Below are 15,865 nucleotides of genomic sequence, written 5' to 3'. Positions count from 1 at the left end.
GAACCCTTCGTTGCCGCTGCGCGTCGAACGGGTTACCCTCTTGGGCAAGCTGGCGATGGCGGAGTGATGGCCTCACACGCCTGCGCTGTCCATGACCTCGGCAAGGGCCATGTCCATGTCCGCCACGCGCCGTCCCCCGACCGTCCCCGCCGGGGCGCCCCCATGAGCGCCCCGATGATCCGCACCGCGATCCGCACCGCGCGGACCGCGATCTCGCGGATGCTGACGATCCTGCTGCTGGCGCTTCTGACCGGCGATCCGGCGGCGGCGATCAACACCCCAGCGCCGGCCGCCGTTCCGGACGGCGGACCGCGTCCGACCGAAATCCGGGTGACGCTCGACAACAATTACCCGCCCTACAGCTTCCACATGCCCGACGGCAGCCATGTCGGCATCGTGAAGGATCTGTGGGCGCTGTGGTCGCAGAAGACCGGCGTCCCGGTCCGCCTGATTCCCCTCGACTGGGGGCTCGCCCGGCAGACCATGGACAACGGCGGTGCCGACGTCATCGAGACCATCTTCCGCAACAGCGCCCGCGACCTGCTCTACGACTTCTCCAAGCCCTATGCCCGCGTCGACGTGCCGATCTGGTTCAGCGCCGACCTCAGCGGCATCACCGGGGTGGACTCGCTGCGCGCCTTCACGGTCGGGGTGAAGGACGGCGATTTCTGCATCGAATGGCTGACCGACCAGGGCATCACCGCCTTCCAGCGCTATCCCGGCTTCGAGGCGATGGTCGACGCCGCCGCCCGCCAGGACACGCGGGTCTTCTGCATGGACGACCCCTCTGCCCGCTATTACATGACCAAGCGCGGGGTGCAGGGGCGTTTCCGCTACACCGAGCCGCTTTACACCGGCGAACTGCACTGGGCGGTCCACAAGGGCAACACCGCGCTGTTTCGCCAGATCGCCGACGGCTTCGCCCGCATCACGCCCGAAGAACGCAAGGCGATCGAGGAACGCTGGGTCGGCCGCCGCCTGACCGGCATGGTCAGCCCCCAGGTGATGGACCTGCTGATCAAGCTGCTCGCCGGCCTGACCGTGCTGGGGATCGGCGCGCTGGTCTGGGGCCTGCTGCTGCGCCGGCAGGTGGAAAGCAAGACCGAGAGCCTGCGCACCGCGGTCGCGGCACTGACCGCCAGCGAGGAGCGCGTCCGCACCATCTTCGACAGCGTCAACGACGCCATCGTCATCCATGATCTGGACAGCGGCGCCATCCTGGAGGTGAACCGCCGGATGAAGGAGATGTACCGGGTGGGCGATGTGCCGCTGTCGGACATCGATGTCGGCATGCTCAGTTCGGGCGACCCGCCCTACACGGCGGAGGTGGCGGCGGACTGGCGCCGCAAGGCCGGCGGCGGGGAGCCGCAGCTGATCGAATGGCATGCCCGGCGGCTGGATGGCTCACTGTTCTGGGCGGAGGTCAGCATGCGGCGGGCCATCATCGACGGCAACGACCGCCGGGTGCTGGTTCTCATTCGCGACATCACCGAACGCAAGGCGGCGCAGGAGCGCATGGAGTATCTGTCGCGCCACGACGCGCTGACCCTGCTGCCGAACCGTGTGCTGGTGCAGGACCGCACCGAACAGGCGCTGGCCCGGTCGGAGCGCAACGGCCGATTGGTGGCGCTGGTCGCCTGCGGCCTGGACCGCTTCAAGACGGTTAACGACAGCCTCGGCCACGCCGTCGGCGACGCCCTGCTGCGCGCGGTGGCGGACCGGCTGAAGGCGGCGGTGCGTGAAACCGATACGGTCAGCCGGGGCGGCGGCGACGAGTTCATCCTGCTGCTGTCCGGCCAGCCGGACATCGATTCGGTGGTGGAAACCGTCGCCTCCCTGCACGAGGCGATGGCCGAGCCCTTCCAGGTCGACGGGCATGAGCTGACCCTGACCCTGTCGTCGGGCGTGGCGCTGGCCCCCGCCGACGGCAAGGATTTCGCCACCCTGCTGAAGAACGCCGACACCGCCCTCCACCATGCCAAGACGGCCGGCCGCGACACCCACCGCTTCTATGCCGAGGCGATGAACGCCGAGGCGGTGGCCCACCTGTCCACCCGCAGCGGCCTGCGCCGCGCGCTGGAACGGGGGGAGTTCCTGATCCATTACCAGCCGCAGGTCAGCCTGGAGACCGGTGCCGTGACCGGTGCGGAGGCGCTGGTGCGCTGGAACCACCCGGAAAAGGGCATGGTGCCGCCCGGCGACTTCATCCCGATCGCCGAGGACAGCGGCCTGATCGTGCCGATCGGCGCCTGGGTGCTGACGGAGGCCTGCCGGCAGGCGGCGCAGTGGCGCGCCGAAGGGCTGTCGCTGTCGGTGGCGGTCAACCTGTCGGCCCTGCAACTCCAGCGCAGCGACCTCGTCCGCACGGTGACGCGGGCGCTGGCCGAAAGCGGGCTGGACCCGCTGCTGCTGGAGCTGGAGCTGACCGAATCGATGCTGATCCAGAACACCGAAGTGGTGATGGACAATCTGCGCCGGATCAAGGCGATGGGCGTACAGGTGTCGATCGACGATTTCGGCACCGGCTATTCCAACCTGTCCTACATCGGCCGTCTGGCGGTGGACAAGCTGAAGATCGACCGCGGCTTCGTCGCCGACCTGACCCGCAGCCACGACAGTGCCAAGATCACCGCCGCCGTCATCCAGATGGCGCACAGCCTGAACCTGACCGCTGTGGCGGAAGGGGTGGAGGACGCCGAGACGCTGGAGGCCCTGCGCGCGCTGAACTGCGATGTCGCCCAGGGCTATTATCTCGGCCGCCCCGGCCCTGCCGAGGCGGTGGAGCGCGCCGCCCGGCAGGTGAACCCGTTCAGGGTGGGTGTTTAGGCCCTACAGCCCCTTCACCAGGGCGACCAGCTGGTCGAGAGCGGCGCCCCAGCCATGGTGGAAGCCCATCTCCTCGTGCTGCGTCTTCGCCGCCTCGTCCTTGTGGAAGGCGATGGCGGTGTAGAGCGTACCGGCCGCCGTCGGCTCGATGGTGACCGATGCGGTCATGAATCCGCCGCCGGTGGGGCGGTAGTCCGGCCCCAGCGCGTCGGTGAAGACCAGCAGCCGTTCCGGCTCCACGGCCAGGACGCAGCCGGTGCTGTCGTTCCTTTCGCCGTTCGGCCCCTCCATCACCGTGCGGAACTTGCCGCCGGGCCGCAGGTTGATCTCGCAGGCCGTGGTCCGCCAGGGAGCCGGCGTGAACCACTTCATCAGCAGCTCCGGTTCGGTCCAGGCCCGCCAGACCAGATGTGGCGGAACCCCGACCTCGCGCTTCAGTTCAAGGTCGAGTTGCGGATTGAAAGCCGCTGCGCGGTAAGCGGTCATGGTGTCCCGTCCTCCCGTCGGTTCAGGTCCAGCACGAGGCTGTCCAGTTGGTCGAGCCGCTTGCTCCAGAGGCTCCGCTGGGCTTCCAGCCAGCTTTCGGCAGCCGCCAGCGCCTCCGGCTTCAGCGTGCAGGTGCGCACCCGGCCGACCTTCCGCGTTTCGACGAGGCCGCTCTCCTCCAGCATCTTCAGGTGCTGGAGAAAACTGGGCAGAGCCATGTCGAAGGGTTTCGCAAGATCGCCGACCGACGCCGGGCCACGCCCGAGCGCCTGGACAACCGCCCGCCGCGTGGGATCCGCCAGCGCACGGAACGTCAAATCGAGTGCCGCATCCATGACGGCACCCTATCGGGGAAAAACACTTAGGTCAACACCTAACTATCGCCGTCAGGCCGCCCCGCTCGCCATATGCAGGCTGACCACCCCGGCGACGATCAGGGCGATGCCGACCACCTTCGCCACCGTCAGCGATTCGCCGAACACGAACACGCCGATGGCGGCGATGGCCGCCGTGCCGGCCGCCGACCAGATGGCATAGGCGATGCCGACCTCGATGGTGCGCAGCGCCTTGGCCAGCAGAAGGAAGGCGATGCCGTAGCACAGCACCACGACCGCCGCCGGACCCAGCCGCGTCATGCCGTCCGACATCTTCATCGCCGACGTGCCGACGACCTCGAACAGGATCGCCACCACCAGATACAGCCAGCTCATCGCCCCAAACCCCGCCAACCCCCGCAAGGCCGATCCCGCGGGGCGCGCAGGATGGACCGGGCGAACGGGTGCCGCAAGCCCCACCAAAGACCTCCCCCGCCAGGCGGCCACGCCGGAGAGACCCACGCCAAATACCCACACTGGACATCCACGCCGGACACCCAAGGTTGACGCCACGCCCAGCCGGCCCTAGGGTCTTTGCCCTCATTCCCAACTTTATCCTTGTGGTTTCGAAAGGGTCCGACGATGACCGGCGAACGGGATCTGGCGTTGCAGGCGAAGGCATGGCCGTTCGAGGAGGCGCGCAAACTGGTCGCGCGCTTCGCGAAAGCGCCGCCCGCCAAAGGCTATGTCCTGTTCGAGACCGGCTATGGCCCGTCGGGCCTGCCGCATCTCGGCACCTTCGGCGAGGTGGCGCGCACCAGCATGGTGCGCCACGCCTTCCAGACCATGAGCGACATTCCGACCAAGCTGTTCTGCTTCTCGGACGACATGGACGGGCTGCGCAAGGTCCCCGACAACATCCCCAACAAGGAGATGGTGGCGGCCAACCTGGGCAAGCCGCTGACCCAGGTGCCCGATCCCTTCGGCACCCACGACAGCTTCGGCGCCCACAACAACGCCCGGCTGCGCGCCTTCCTCGACAGCTTCGGCTTCGAGTACGAGTTCCAGTCCTCCACCGACTGGTACAAGTCCGGCCGCTTCGACGAGGCGCTGCTCGGCATCCTGCGCCATTACGACGAGGTGATGGCGGTGATGCTGCCCACCCTCGGCGCCGAGCGTCAGGCGACCTACAGCCCCTTCCTGCCGATCTCCCCCTCGACCGGCCGGGTTCTCCAGGTGCCGATGCTGGAGCGCGACGTCGATGCCGGCACCATCGTCTTCGAGGACGAGGACGGGAAGAAGGTCGAGCTGCCGGTCACCGGCGGCCACGTGAAACTGCAGTGGAAACCCGACTGGGGCATGCGCTGGTTCGGCCTCGGCGTCGATTACGAGATGTACGGCAAGGACCTGATCCCGTCGGCCGAGCTGGCCGGCAAGATCTGCAGGATCCTCGGCGGCACCCCGCCGGAGGGGTTCAACTATGAACTGTTCCTCGACGACAAGGGCCAGAAGATCTCCAAGTCGAAGGGCAACGGCCTGACGATGGAGGAGTGGCTGGCCTATGCGCCGCAGGAAAGCCTCGCCCTCTACATGTTCCAGAAGCCGAAGTCGGCCAAGCGCCTGTATTTCGATGTCATCCCGCGCGCCGTCGACGAGTATCTGACCTTCGTCGACAAGGTCCATGGCGAGGAGCCGGCGAAGAAGCTGGAGAACCCCGCCTGGCACATCCACAACGGAGAGCCGCCGGCGGTGCGCTCCGACGTGTCGTTCAACCTGCTGCTCAATCTGGCCGGCGCGGCCAATGCCGAGACCAAGGACGCCATGTGGGGCTTCATCCGCCGCTACGCCCCCGAGGCGACGCCGGAGAACAGCCCCTTCCTCGACAGCATGGTCGGCTATGCCGTGCGCTACTATCAGGATCAGGTGAAGCCGACCAAGCGGTTCCGCGCCCCCACCGACGCCGAGCGCGCCGCCTTGCAGGATCTGCTTGCCAAGCTGGACGGCCTGCCGGCCGACTCCCGCGCCGACACCATCCAGAACGAGGTGTTCGAGGTGGGCAAGGCCCACGGCTTCACCGAGCTGAGGGCGTGGTTCCAGGCGCTGTACGAGGTGCTGCTGGGCCAGACCACCGGTCCGCGCATGGGCTCCTTCATCCAGCTCTACGGCATCGACGAGACCAAGGCGCTGATCCGCGGGAAGCTGACGGCCTGACGCGCCTTTCCTCATTTGACCGAATTGGAACGAGCAAAGGGGGCCGTCGCGAGACGCCCCCCTTTTTCGTTTGCGAACATTCAAGGGCGCGACGATTTTCGCATTCGATCGTCCGTCTGACCCGCGACCGAGCTGTTGCCCTTGAAAAAGGCAGAAAACTGCCTTTCCGCCCACCTGTTGGGCAGACCAAACGATATTCCATACCGCGTTATGCGGTCGTCGCACCGCACCAATTCGAAAAGGGTGGTACCGCTAACACGACAGCAGGCTTAAACTCCGCCTCGTTACTGCATTTTGCAGTGCGTTTCCTCCCTAGACTAAAGGCCGCGCCCGCTTGGGTCGCGGCCCTTTTTTTGCCCTGCGGCACTGCCATCGCCTCACTGTGACGGCCATCACAGCCAAGATCGATAAAATACCGGACAAATTGTTCCGGTAATCGCGACCGGCCGGAGTGGCCGGCGGGCTGGGATGCATCGGGAGGGAGGGCGTGGGATGACCGCCGATCCGCCGCCGTTCGAACGTCATCATCGCACGGCGCAGGCTCTGGTCAGCACCTTTCAGGAGGCGCTGGAGCCGCAATTCACCGCCAAGGGCGCCCTTTCGCGCGAGGAGTTCACCCGCGCGATGGGGCTGATGATGGCGCATTGGCCGGCCGTGCTGCCGCTGTTCGCCTCGATCTGCCAATCCTGTACGGCGGGTTCCTGCGGCGGCTGCGGCAACGGTTGCGGGACCGGGGGGGAGGAACCCCCGCAGATCGAGGCCGGCGGACGCCGGCGCGATTTCGTCACCCGCCTGATGGTGTCGGCGCTGCGCGCCAGCCTGCCCGACCGCATGGATCCGATCACCGGCGCCAGCTTTCCCCAGGTGATCGTTCCCGGCCTGCAATCGACCCTGACCGCGCTCTTCTACGAGAAGGAATGGGAGGCGATGAACGCCAGCGTCATCGCCCTGTTCAACCGCCTCGGCACCGACCGCGACGCCGAGGTCTGGAACCGGCTGGCGCATGAGGAAACGCTGGCGGTGCTGGCCGACACGCCCTTCATCCGGGTGATGCTGCGCTTCCGCCAGTTCCACCAGCAGCGCCAGACCTTCATCCGGCGGATGACCGACCAGCTGCGCGATCGCCATTTCGTCTTCGCCGAGGAGCATTTCCAGGCATTGTTCGACGCGCTGTTCGGCCGGCTGCGCGACGGGCTGCGCACCGAACTGGGCCGTGCCCGCACCGACATCCAGTATGGCGAGGGCACGGCGGAGGCGCTGCTGCGCATCTTCGACCAGTTCGACAAGCACCGGCAGGAACAATCCATGCCAGTCCGCGTGCTGGGCGGCCGGCAGATGCCGCGCCCGATGCTTGCGCAGCGCAGCATGCTGGGCAGCACCCCGGCGGCCAAGCGGCGCTGACCGCAACCAGACAGGATGTCACAGGCGGGGCTGCTGTCGAATTAGGAGGCCGTTAACCAGGGGGGCGTTTCGATGGACCGCATGATCCCACCACCGCTGCCCCATCCCGGATGCGGCACAACCACAAGGCTTCAGGTCCGGTGACAGCCCGGCGCTCCCCGTCCCGCCCCTCTCCCCGTCTCCCGCCGGAGTCGGAGTGCGGCGTCGCGCCCGAGTTGATGGACTATCTGTTCGCCGAGTCGCCCCCGCCTGAACCAACTCCCGCTCCCCAGCCAGGCCGCCCCCACCCAGGCCGCGGCATCGCCCGACAGGTCGGCGACGTGCTGGTCGAATCGCGGCTGGCCGGCATGGGCGATGCCAACGTGCGCTCCACACTGGCCCGCAAGCTGTGCCGGCTGCTGCCCGACCTTCCGCCGGGCGGCGCCGACACCGTCAGCACGGTCGCCGTGCGCGCGCTGGAGCAGTTGGCCCGCGACCACATCGTCCGCGTGCGCGAGGCGCTGGCGACGGCGATCAAGGACATCGCCTGCGCCCCGCCATCGGTGGTGGCGACGCTGGCGCGCGACGTCGAACGGTCGGTGGCGGAGCCGGTGCTGCGCTGCTGTGTTGCGCTCGGCGACGAGGAACTGCTCGACATCGTCGCCGCGGCGCCGGCCGGCTGGGCGCTGTCGGCCATCGCCCGGCGCCACAGCATCGGCGCCGCCCTGTCCGACGCCATCGCCGGCAGCGGCCATGCCGAGGCGACCGGCATCCTGCTCGACAACAGCGGGGCGGTGATCGCCGAACCGACGCTCGACAGGCTGGTGGAACAGTCCGCCCACCATCCCGACTGGCGGGAGAAGCTGGCCCGCCGCCCCGCCCTGCCCCGCCGGCTGGCGCTGCGGCTGGCCGATTTCGTCGATCTGGCGGTGGTCGAGGCGCTGCGCCGCCGTGCCGATCTCGACGACGCCACGGTGGCGGAGATCGCCGCCACCACCCGCCGCCGCATCGACTGGGCCGAGGCGCCGGAAGCAGCCGAATCGCCGGAACGCCGCGCCGTCCGCCTGCACCGGCAGGGCAAGCTGGACGAGACGGCGCTCAGCGACGCGATGTCATGGAACGAGACGGGCTTCGTGCGGGCCGCGCTGACGTTGCGCGCCCGCGTGGCGCCGGAGGTGGTGGAGCTCATCCTCGACGCCCACGATCCGCAGGCGGTCACCGCCCTGGTCTGGCGCGCCGGCCTGTCGATGCGCTGCGCCATGCAGATCCAGGCGCGCGCCGCCGGCATCCACCCGCGCGCCATGCTGAACGCCCGGCAGGGCAGCGGCTTCCCGCTGTCCTCCGCCGAGATGGCCCGCCACCTGGAACGCTACGGCATCGGGCCCTGACTGCTCAGCCTTGCCGTTGAGCCTTACTGCACGCCGCCGCGCGGCATCGGCTGGCGCGGCGTGGCGCGGCCGGTGTGCGGAACCGGGGTGTCGGGCGAGACCTCCTTGTAATAGGGGCCGCGGTCGGTCGGGCCTTCCATCGCCTCGGCCGGGGTGACGATCTGCTCGCCGGTGCCGGCGTCGAAGGCGATCAGCGCCTGCTGGCGCACCTTCAGGCAGGCGTCGCGCTTGGCGGTCAGTTCCGCCGACTGCGAGCCGTCCAGCGTCACCAGCGGCAGCACCCAGCTGGCGCGCTGGTTGTCGGGGATCGAGGTGTAGACGTAGTTGGTCAGCGTCTGGCAATAGGCGACGCTGGGGGCCGCCACCGCGTCGGTGATCGGGGCGGCGGCGATGGCGGCGGTGTAGTCGCCGACCGTCTGGGCCTGGGCACCACCGGCGGACAGGGCACCGGCGATGCCGGCAGCAAGCGCCAGGGACATGGTCAGACCGGGAATGAAACGGGCCACGAGCTTGGCCATCTGCGCTCTCCTTCGACCATCTTTGAACAAGGTAGGGACCGGACGCGAACCATACGTATAAAGCCGAACGCTCCGGCGTTTGGAAAGGATCATCGGGGGTGCGACGCAACGCTGCAATGCTCCGCTTGCGGTCATGCTTGCCCTCCGCGACAAAACGCGCTACCTACGCTTCCGAAATCTCGGGGCGCTGGATCCCTAAGACGTTAGAATGACCAACGGTTCTAGTCTCCCGCTGAATGGGGGACGCTCAAACGTTTTAGGGAACGCTCCATGGCTCGCAAGAAGATTGCGCTCGTCGGCGCCGGCCAGATTGGCGGCACGCTGGCTCTGCTCGCTGCTCAGAAGGAACTGGGCGACGTCGTCCTGTTCGACATCGCCGAAGGCATGCCGGCCGGCAAGGCGCTGGATCTCGCCGAAACCTCCCCGGTCGAGGGCTTCAACGCCAGCCTGACCGGCGGCAACGACTATTCGGTCATCGAGGGCGCCGACGTCGTCATCGTCACCGCCGGCATCCCGCGCAAGCCGGGCATGAGCCGCGACGACCTGATCGGCATCAACAGCGGCGTCTGCAAGACCGTCGGCGAAGCCATCGGCAAGTATGCCCCGAACGCCTTCGTCATCGTCATCACCAACCCGCTCGACGTGATGGTGTGGGTGCTGCAGCAGGCCTCCGGCCTGCCGCCGGAGCGCGTGGTCGGCATGGCCGGCGTGCTCGACTCGGCCCGCTTCCGCTACTTCCTGGCCGAGGAGTTCAACGTCTCGGTCGAGGACGTCACCGCCTTCGTGCTGGGCGGCCACGGCGACACGATGGTCCCGCTGGTGCGCTACTCCACCGTCGCCGGCATCCCGCTGCCCGATCTGGTCAAGATGGGCTGGACCACGCAGGAGAAGCTGGACGCCATCGTTCAGCGCACCCGTGACGGCGGTGCCGAGATCGTCAAGCTGCTGAAGACCGGCTCGGCCTTCTACGCCCCGGCCGCCTCCGCCATCCAGATGGCCGAGTCCTACCTCAAGGACCAGAAGCGCGTCCTGCCGGTCGCCGCCCACCTGAGCGGCCAGTATGGCCAGGACGACCTCTACGTCGGCGTCCCGACGATCATCGGCGCCGGCGGCGTCGAGAAGATCATCGAGATCGAGCTGAACGACGAAGAGAAGGCGATGTTCCAGAACTCCGTCGATGCGGTGAAGACGCTGGTCGACGTCGTCAAGAAGCTGGACGCCGAGAAGGCCGCTTCCTAAGAAACGGATCGCGCGGTCCCCGGCGTCCACCCGGTCCATATCCGGGCCGGGTGGACGCCGGTGGTGCGCCCGTCTTGTCCTTCAGTCGACCCGTTCTCGTCAGCCGAAACAAAAAACAGATGGACGCCCGATGAACATCCATGAGTACCAGGCGAAAAGCCTGCTGAAGAAGTACGGCGTCGCGGTTCCCCGCGGCGGCGTTGCCTACACCCCGCAGGAGGCCGAGACGGTCGCCCGCGAGCTGGGCGGTCCGGTCTGGGTCGTGAAGTCCCAGATCCATGCCGGCGGCCGCGGCGCCGGCCGCTTCAAGAACAACCCCGAGGGCAAGGGCGGCGTCCGCGTCGTCAAGTCCATCGAGGACGTCGGCAAGAACGCCGCCGAGATGCTGAACAGCGTCCTCGTGACGAAGCAGACCGGCGCGGAAGGCCGCGAGGTGAAGCGCCTCTACATCGAGGAAGGCGCCGACATCAAGCGCGAGCTGTATCTCGGCATGCTGATCGACCGCGCCACCGGCCGCGTGACGATCATGGCCTCGACCGAAGGCGGCATGGAGATCGAGGAGGTCGCCCACAACACGCCCGAGAAGATCGTCAAGGTCGCCGTCGACCCGGCCACCGGCATCCAGGGCTACCACACCCGCAAGGTGGCCTTCGCGCTGGGCCTGGAAGGCAAGCAGGTCGGTGCCGCCGCCAAGTTCATCCAGGCCGCCTACAAGGCCTTCGTGGATCTGGACTGCGCCATCGTCGAGATCAACCCGCTGATCGTCACCGGCGCGGGCGACATCCTGGCGCTCGACGCCAAGATGAACTTCGACGACAACGCGCTGTTCCGCCACAAGGACGTCGAAGAGCTGCGCGACGAGGCCGAAGAGGATCCGGCGGAGATCGAGGCGGCCAAGCACAGCCTCAACTACGTCAAGCTCGACGGCAACATCGGCTGCATGGTGAACGGCGCCGGTCTGGCGATGGCCACCATGGACATCATCAAGCTGTATGGCGGCGAGCCGGCCAACTTCCTCGACGTCGGCGGCGGCGCCACGAAGGAGCGCGTCACCGCGGCCTTCAAGCTGATCCTGTCCGACAGCAACGTCGAAGGCATCCTGGTCAACATCTTCGGCGGCATCATGCGCTGCGACGTGATCGCCGAGGGCGTGGTCGCCGCGGCGCGCGAAGTGCACCTGCACGTTCCGCTGGTGGTGCGCCTGGAAGGCACCAACGTCGATCTGGGCAAGAAGATCCTGGCCGAATCCGGCCTGCCGATCCTCTCGGCCGACAACCTCGCCGATGCCGCCGAGAAGGTGGTCAAGGCCGTGAAGGAGGCCGCGTAACATGGCTGTTCTCGTCGACAAGAACACGAAGGTGATCTGCCAGGGCTTCACCGGAGCCCAGGGCACCTTCCACTCCGAGCAGGCGATCGCCTACGGCACCAAGATGGTCGGCGGCGTCACGCCGGGTAAGGGCGGCGCCAAGCACCTCGACCTGCCGATCTTCGACACCGTCGCCGAGGCGGTCGAGAAGACCGGCGCCAACGCCTCCGTGATCTACGTGCCGCCGCCGTTTGCGGCCGACGCGATCCTGGAAGCGATCGACGCCGGGATCCCGCTGGTGGTCTGCATCACCGAAGGCATCCCGGTGCTGGACATGGTCCGCGTCAAGCGCGCGCTCGACGGCTCCAAGACCCGCCTGATCGGCCCGAACTGCCCCGGCATCATCACGCCGGACGAGTGCAAGATCGGCATCATGCCGGGCCACATCCACAAGCGCGGCAAGATCGGCATCGTCTCGCGCTCCGGCACGCTGACCTATGAGGCGGTGGCGCAGACCACGGCGGCCGGTCTCGGCCAGACCACCTGCATCGGCATCGGCGGCGATCCGGTCAACGGCACCAACTTCGTCGACAGCCTGGAGCTGTTCGTGAAGGACCCGGAGACCGAGGGCATCATCATGATCGGCGAGATCGGCGGCGACGCCGAAGTCCGCGGCGCCGAGTTCATCAAGGCGTCGGGCACGAAGAAGCCGGTCGTCGGCTTCATCGCCGGCCGCACGGCGCCTCCGGGCCGCCGCATGGGCCATGCCGGTGCGGTGATCTCCGGCGGCAACGACACCGCCGACTTCAAGATCGACTTCATGAAGTCGGTCGGCATCGCCGTCGCCGACAGCCCCGCCAGCCTGGGCTCCACCATGCTGAAGGTGTTCAAGGGCTGATCGCCTGCGGGCGTCACCTCGACCGGTGACGCCCGCGGCCGGCTGCCTTTGAAAAGAGGACGCCTCTTGAAGAGGTTGACGGGCGGGACGCTGCGGTGCCCCGCCCGCCGCCCCTTCGGACCCATCCTCTTGGACGGATGATCCTGGGAACCCATATGCAAGCGTCGGCGGTGCTCCTCGCATCCCAGTCCGCACCCCACCGGCCCCCCTCGCCGGTTCTTGCACATGGGTATCCAACGATCCCCCGCCCCCTTCATCACTCGCGATCATCTCCCACAGGGAATCGGGCGCACGGCCCGAGGTGAAACCATGTCGGCAAATCTGGAACAGACCTCGTTCCTCTTCGGCTCGAACGCCGGTTACGTCGCCGAACTCTACGCCAGCTACCTGTCCAACCCGGCCGCCGTCGATCCCAGCTGGAACAGCTTCTTCCAGGATCTGGACGAGGATTCGCGCGCCGTCCTGGACGAGCTGCGCGGCGCGTCCTGGACCGTGTCCGATCTGGAGGACCCCAAGGCCAAGCGCGACCCGGTCGCCGAGAGCTTCATCGTCAGCGCCCCCAACGGTGCGGCCAACGGTGCCGCCGCCGCGCTGAACGGCCCCGGCAACGGCGCCATGCTGGCCCACACCCAGCAGGTCTATGGCGGCATCAGCCACCAGCAGCTGCGCGCCGCCACGCTGGACAGCATCCGCGCCCTGATGCTGATCCGCGTCTTCCGCGTCCGCGGCCACATGAACGCGCATTTCGACCCGCTGGGTCTTGAGAAGCGCGAACCGCACCCGGAACTGGATCCGGCGACCTACGGCTTCGGCCCGGACGACCTCGACCGGCCGATCTTCCTGAACTACTCGCTCGGCCTGGAAACGGCGACGCTGCGCCAGATCCTCGACATCCTGCACAAGACCTATTGCGGGACGATCGGCGTCGAGTTCATGCACATCCAGGATCCGGAAGAGAAGGCCTGGATCCAGGAGCGCATCGAGGGCGGCCGCAACCACACCGACTTCACGGTGAACGGCAAGCGCGCCATCCTGGAGCGTCTGACCGCCGCCGAGGGCTTCGAGAAGTTCCTGCAGCTGAAATACACCGGCACCAAGCGCTTCGGCCTTGAGGGCGGCGAGTCGATGATCCCCGCGCTGGAGCAGATCCTGAAGCGCGGCGGCCAGCTCGGCCTCAAGGAAGTGGTGGTCGGCATGGCCCACCGCGGCCGTCTGAACGTGCTGACCAACTTCATGGGCAAGCCCTTCTCCGCCGTCTTCTCGGAGTTCCAGGGCAACCCGTCGAGCCCGGAGGACGTCCAGGGCTCCGGCGACGTGAAGTACCACCTCGGCACCTCGTCGGACCGCGACTTCAACGGCAACATCGTCCACCTGTCGCTGACCGCCAACCCGTCCCACCTGGAATGGGTCAACCCGGTCGTGCTGGGCAAGGTGCGCGCCAAGCAGCAGCAGCGCCGCGACCTGGAGCGCGAGCAGGTGATGGGCGTGCTGATCCACGGCGACGCCGCCTTCGCCGGCCAGGGCATCGTGGCCGAGACGCTGGGCCTGTCGGAGCTGCGCGGCTACCGCACCGGCGGCACCATGCACTTCATCATCAACAACCAGATCGGCTTCACCACCAACCCGACCTATTCGCGGTCGGGCGTGTACTGCTCCGACATGGCCAAGATGGTGCAGGCGCCGATCTTCCACGTGAACGGCGACGATCCCGAAGCCGTCGTCCATGTCAGCCGCATCGCCATCGAGTTCCGCCAGAAGTTCAAGCGGGACGTCGTGATCGACATGGTCTGCTACCGCCGCCACGGTCACAACGAGGGCGACGAGCCGGGCTTCACCCAGCCGCTGATGTACAAGAAGATCCGCGCCCACGCGACCACGCGCGAGCTGTATGCCAAGCAGCTGGTGAGCGAGAACGTCATCACCCAGGCCGAGGGCGACCAGATCACCCAGGACTTCATGAAGAAGCTGGAGGGTGAGTTCGAGGCGTCCAGCACCTACAAGCCGAACAAGGCCGACTGGCTGGAAGGCAAGTGGGCCGGGCTGGAGGCGCAGGGCGCCAACACCGCCCACCGCGGCGAGACCGGCGTGGAGATCGACACGCTGAAGCAGATCGGCTTCAAGCTCTGCGAGTACCCGAAGGACTTCGCGATCAACTCCAAGATCGCGCGCCAGCTGGAAGCCAAGAAGAAGACGCTGGAGACCGGCGAAGGCATCGACTGGGCGACCGCCGAGGCGCTGGCCTACGGCACGCTGGTCGCCGAGGGCACCGGTGTCCGCCTGTCGGGCCAGGATTCCGGCCGCGGCACCTTCTCGCATCGCCACGCGGTGATGTACGACCAGAACACCGAAGAGAAGTACATCCCGCTCTGCCACGTCAGCAAGGATCAGGCGACCTTCGAGGTCCATGACAGCCCGCTGTCGGAGGCCGCGGTCGTCGGCTACGAGTACGGCTATTCGCTGGCCGAGCCGCACAATCTGGTCCTGTGGGAAGCGCAGTTCGGCGATTTCGCCAACACCGCGCAGACCATCATCGACCAGTTCATCTCGTCGGGCGAGTCCAAGTGGCTGCGCATGTCCGGCCTGGTGATGCTGCTGCCGCACGGCTACGAGGGCCAGGGTCCGGAACACTCGTCGGCCCGTCCGGAACGCTTCCTGCAGATGTGCGCCGAGGACAACTGGCAGATCTGCAATGTGACGACGCCGGCCAACCTGTTCCACGTCTTCCGCCGCCAGATCCGCCGCAGCTTCCGCAAGCCGCTGGTCCTGTTCACGCCGAAGTCGCTGCTGCGCCACAAGCTCTGCATCTCCGACCTGTCGGAGATGGGCCCGGGCACCAGCTTCCACCGCGTGCTGGGCGAGACCGCCAACGATCTGGCCGCCAACGACAAGATCCGTCGCATCGTCGTCAGCTCCGGCAAGGTCTATTACGACCTGCTGCAGGAGCGCATGAGCCGCGGCATCAAGGACGTGGTGCTGATCCGCCTGGAGCAGCTCTACCCGTTCCCGGCGGATGCCCTGGCGGCCGAGTTCGCCAAGTATCCGAACGCCGAACTGGTCTGGTGCCAGGAAGAGCCGGAAAACCAGGGTGGCTGGTTCTTCGCCGACCGCCGTCTGGAAGCCGTGCTGAAGGATCTCGGCCACAAGGCCGGCCGTCCCTCCTACGTCGGCCGTCCGGCCACCGCCTCGCCGGCGACCGGCCTGCTGAAGCGCCACAACAAGGAGCAGGCCAAGCTCCTGGACGAAGCCCTGACGGTCCGCTGACCCTCACCCAAGCGAACAAGAAGACGAACGAGGATAAG

Annotated in this window: 12 protein-coding genes; 8 read left to right on the top strand and 4 right to left on the bottom strand. The window is 67.4% G+C overall.

Annotated elements, in window-relative coordinates:
- Positions 1–66 precede the first annotated feature (66 nt).
- Positions 67–2,826 (top strand): EAL domain-containing protein, encoded by a 2,760-nt coding sequence (locus tag E6C72_RS05850; RefSeq protein ID WP_247875918.1) that lies wholly within the window; start codon positions 67–69, stop codon positions 2,824–2,826.
- Between the two features lie 3 nt (positions 2,827–2,829).
- Here the strand turns inward: E6C72_RS05850 and E6C72_RS05845 are convergent, their stop codons facing one another.
- From E6C72_RS05845 to E6C72_RS05835, 3 genes are read right to left on the bottom strand one after another with little or no spacing between them, the layout of a single operon-like run.
- Positions 2,830–3,312 carry an SRPBCC family protein gene (locus E6C72_RS05845; RefSeq protein ID WP_109442828.1) on the bottom strand — a complete coding sequence of 161 codons (483 nt, stop codon included), beginning with the start codon at positions 3,310–3,312 and terminating at the stop codon, positions 2,830–2,832.
- Positions 3,309–3,647: a helix-turn-helix transcriptional regulator gene (locus E6C72_RS05840; protein ID WP_109442829.1), complete on the bottom strand. Its 339-nt coding sequence runs from the start codon at positions 3,645–3,647 to the stop codon at positions 3,309–3,311. Before E6C72_RS05840 ends, E6C72_RS05845 begins: the two co-directional genes overlap by 4 nt.
- A 51-nt stretch (positions 3,648–3,698) precedes the next feature.
- A complete protein-coding gene (locus tag E6C72_RS05835; protein WP_109442830.1) occupies positions 3,699–4,022 on the bottom strand; it encodes a multidrug efflux SMR transporter in 324 nt (107 codons plus the stop codon).
- Between the two features lie 246 nt (positions 4,023–4,268).
- Here E6C72_RS05835 and E6C72_RS05830 point away from each other — a divergent pair, with 246 nt between their 5' ends.
- The 3 genes from E6C72_RS05830 (at position 4,269) to E6C72_RS05820 (ending at position 8,605) form a co-directional block, all read left to right on the top strand.
- Positions 4,269–5,837 (top strand): lysine--tRNA ligase, encoded by a 1,569-nt coding sequence (locus tag E6C72_RS05830; RefSeq protein ID WP_109442831.1) that lies wholly within the window; start codon positions 4,269–4,271, stop codon positions 5,835–5,837.
- Positions 5,838–6,329: 492 nt separating this feature from the next.
- Positions 6,330–7,238: a hypothetical protein gene (locus tag E6C72_RS05825; protein WP_109442832.1), complete on the top strand. Its 909-nt coding sequence runs from the start codon at positions 6,330–6,332 to the stop codon at positions 7,236–7,238.
- A gap of 218 nt (positions 7,239–7,456) precedes the next feature.
- Positions 7,457–8,605 (top strand): DUF2336 domain-containing protein, encoded by a 1,149-nt coding sequence (locus E6C72_RS05820; protein WP_109442833.1) that lies wholly within the window; start codon positions 7,457–7,459, stop codon positions 8,603–8,605.
- Between the two features lie 23 nt (positions 8,606–8,628).
- Here the strand turns inward: E6C72_RS05820 and E6C72_RS05815 are convergent, their stop codons facing one another.
- Positions 8,629–9,123, bottom strand: a complete 495-nt coding sequence (locus E6C72_RS05815; RefSeq protein WP_109442834.1) for a hypothetical protein — start codon at positions 9,121–9,123, stop codon at positions 8,629–8,631.
- A 270-nt stretch (positions 9,124–9,393) separates the two neighbouring features.
- Between E6C72_RS05815 and mdh the strand changes: the two genes are divergently transcribed.
- The 4 genes from mdh to E6C72_RS05795 all read left to right on the top strand — a co-directional run bounded on the left by mdh (position 9,394) and on the right by E6C72_RS05795 (position 15,827).
- Complete coding sequence (gene mdh / locus E6C72_RS05810; RefSeq protein ID WP_042699729.1) at positions 9,394–10,362, top strand: malate dehydrogenase; 969 nt, start codon at positions 9,394–9,396, stop codon at positions 10,360–10,362.
- A gap of 130 nt (positions 10,363–10,492) precedes the next feature.
- A complete protein-coding gene (gene sucC / locus E6C72_RS05805; protein ID WP_109442835.1) occupies positions 10,493–11,689 on the top strand; it encodes an ADP-forming succinate--CoA ligase subunit beta in 1,197 nt (398 codons plus the stop codon).
- 1 nt (position 11,690) lies between these two features.
- Positions 11,691–12,566 (top strand): succinate--CoA ligase subunit alpha, encoded by an 876-nt coding sequence (gene sucD, locus E6C72_RS05800; RefSeq protein WP_136700679.1) that lies wholly within the window; start codon positions 11,691–11,693, stop codon positions 12,564–12,566.
- A 309-nt stretch (positions 12,567–12,875) separates the two neighbouring features.
- Positions 12,876–15,827: a 2-oxoglutarate dehydrogenase E1 component gene (locus E6C72_RS05795; protein ID WP_109865362.1), complete on the top strand. Its 2,952-nt coding sequence runs from the start codon at positions 12,876–12,878 to the stop codon at positions 15,825–15,827.
- Positions 15,828–15,865 lie beyond the last annotated feature (38 nt).

This window comes from Azospirillum sp. TSH100, from assembly GCF_004923295.1.
Lineage (GTDB): Bacteria > Pseudomonadota > Alphaproteobacteria > Azospirillales > Azospirillaceae > Azospirillum.
Note: the sequence above shows the minus strand (reverse complement) of the source record. Positions and strands in the feature narration are given on the sequence as shown.

Coding starts and splice junctions, on each gene's coding strand:
- E6C72_RS05830 (WP_109442831.1), top strand. CDS start 4,269: ATGACCGGCGAACGGGATCTGGCGTTGCAGGCGAAGGCATGGCCGTTC.
- sucC (WP_109442835.1), top strand. CDS start 10,493: ATGAACATCCATGAGTACCAGGCGAAAAGCCTGCTGAAGAAGTACGGC.
- E6C72_RS05840 (WP_109442829.1), bottom strand. CDS start 3,647: ATGGATGCGGCACTCGATTTGACGTTCCGTGCGCTGGCGGATCCCACG.
- E6C72_RS05835 (WP_109442830.1), bottom strand. CDS start 4,022: ATGAGCTGGCTGTATCTGGTGGTGGCGATCCTGTTCGAGGTCGTCGGC.
- E6C72_RS05845 (WP_109442828.1), bottom strand. CDS start 3,312: ATGACCGCTTACCGCGCAGCGGCTTTCAATCCGCAACTCGACCTTGAA.
- E6C72_RS05820 (WP_109442833.1), top strand. CDS start 7,457: ATGGACTATCTGTTCGCCGAGTCGCCCCCGCCTGAACCAACTCCCGCT.
- E6C72_RS05795 (WP_109865362.1), top strand. CDS start 12,876: ATGTCGGCAAATCTGGAACAGACCTCGTTCCTCTTCGGCTCGAACGCC.
- E6C72_RS05825 (WP_109442832.1), top strand. CDS start 6,330: ATGACCGCCGATCCGCCGCCGTTCGAACGTCATCATCGCACGGCGCAG.
- E6C72_RS05850 (WP_247875918.1), top strand. CDS start 67: ATGGCCTCACACGCCTGCGCTGTCCATGACCTCGGCAAGGGCCATGTC.
- E6C72_RS05815 (WP_109442834.1), bottom strand. CDS start 9,123: ATGGCCAAGCTCGTGGCCCGTTTCATTCCCGGTCTGACCATGTCCCTG.
- mdh (WP_042699729.1), top strand. CDS start 9,394: ATGGCTCGCAAGAAGATTGCGCTCGTCGGCGCCGGCCAGATTGGCGGC.
- sucD (WP_136700679.1), top strand. CDS start 11,691: ATGGCTGTTCTCGTCGACAAGAACACGAAGGTGATCTGCCAGGGCTTC.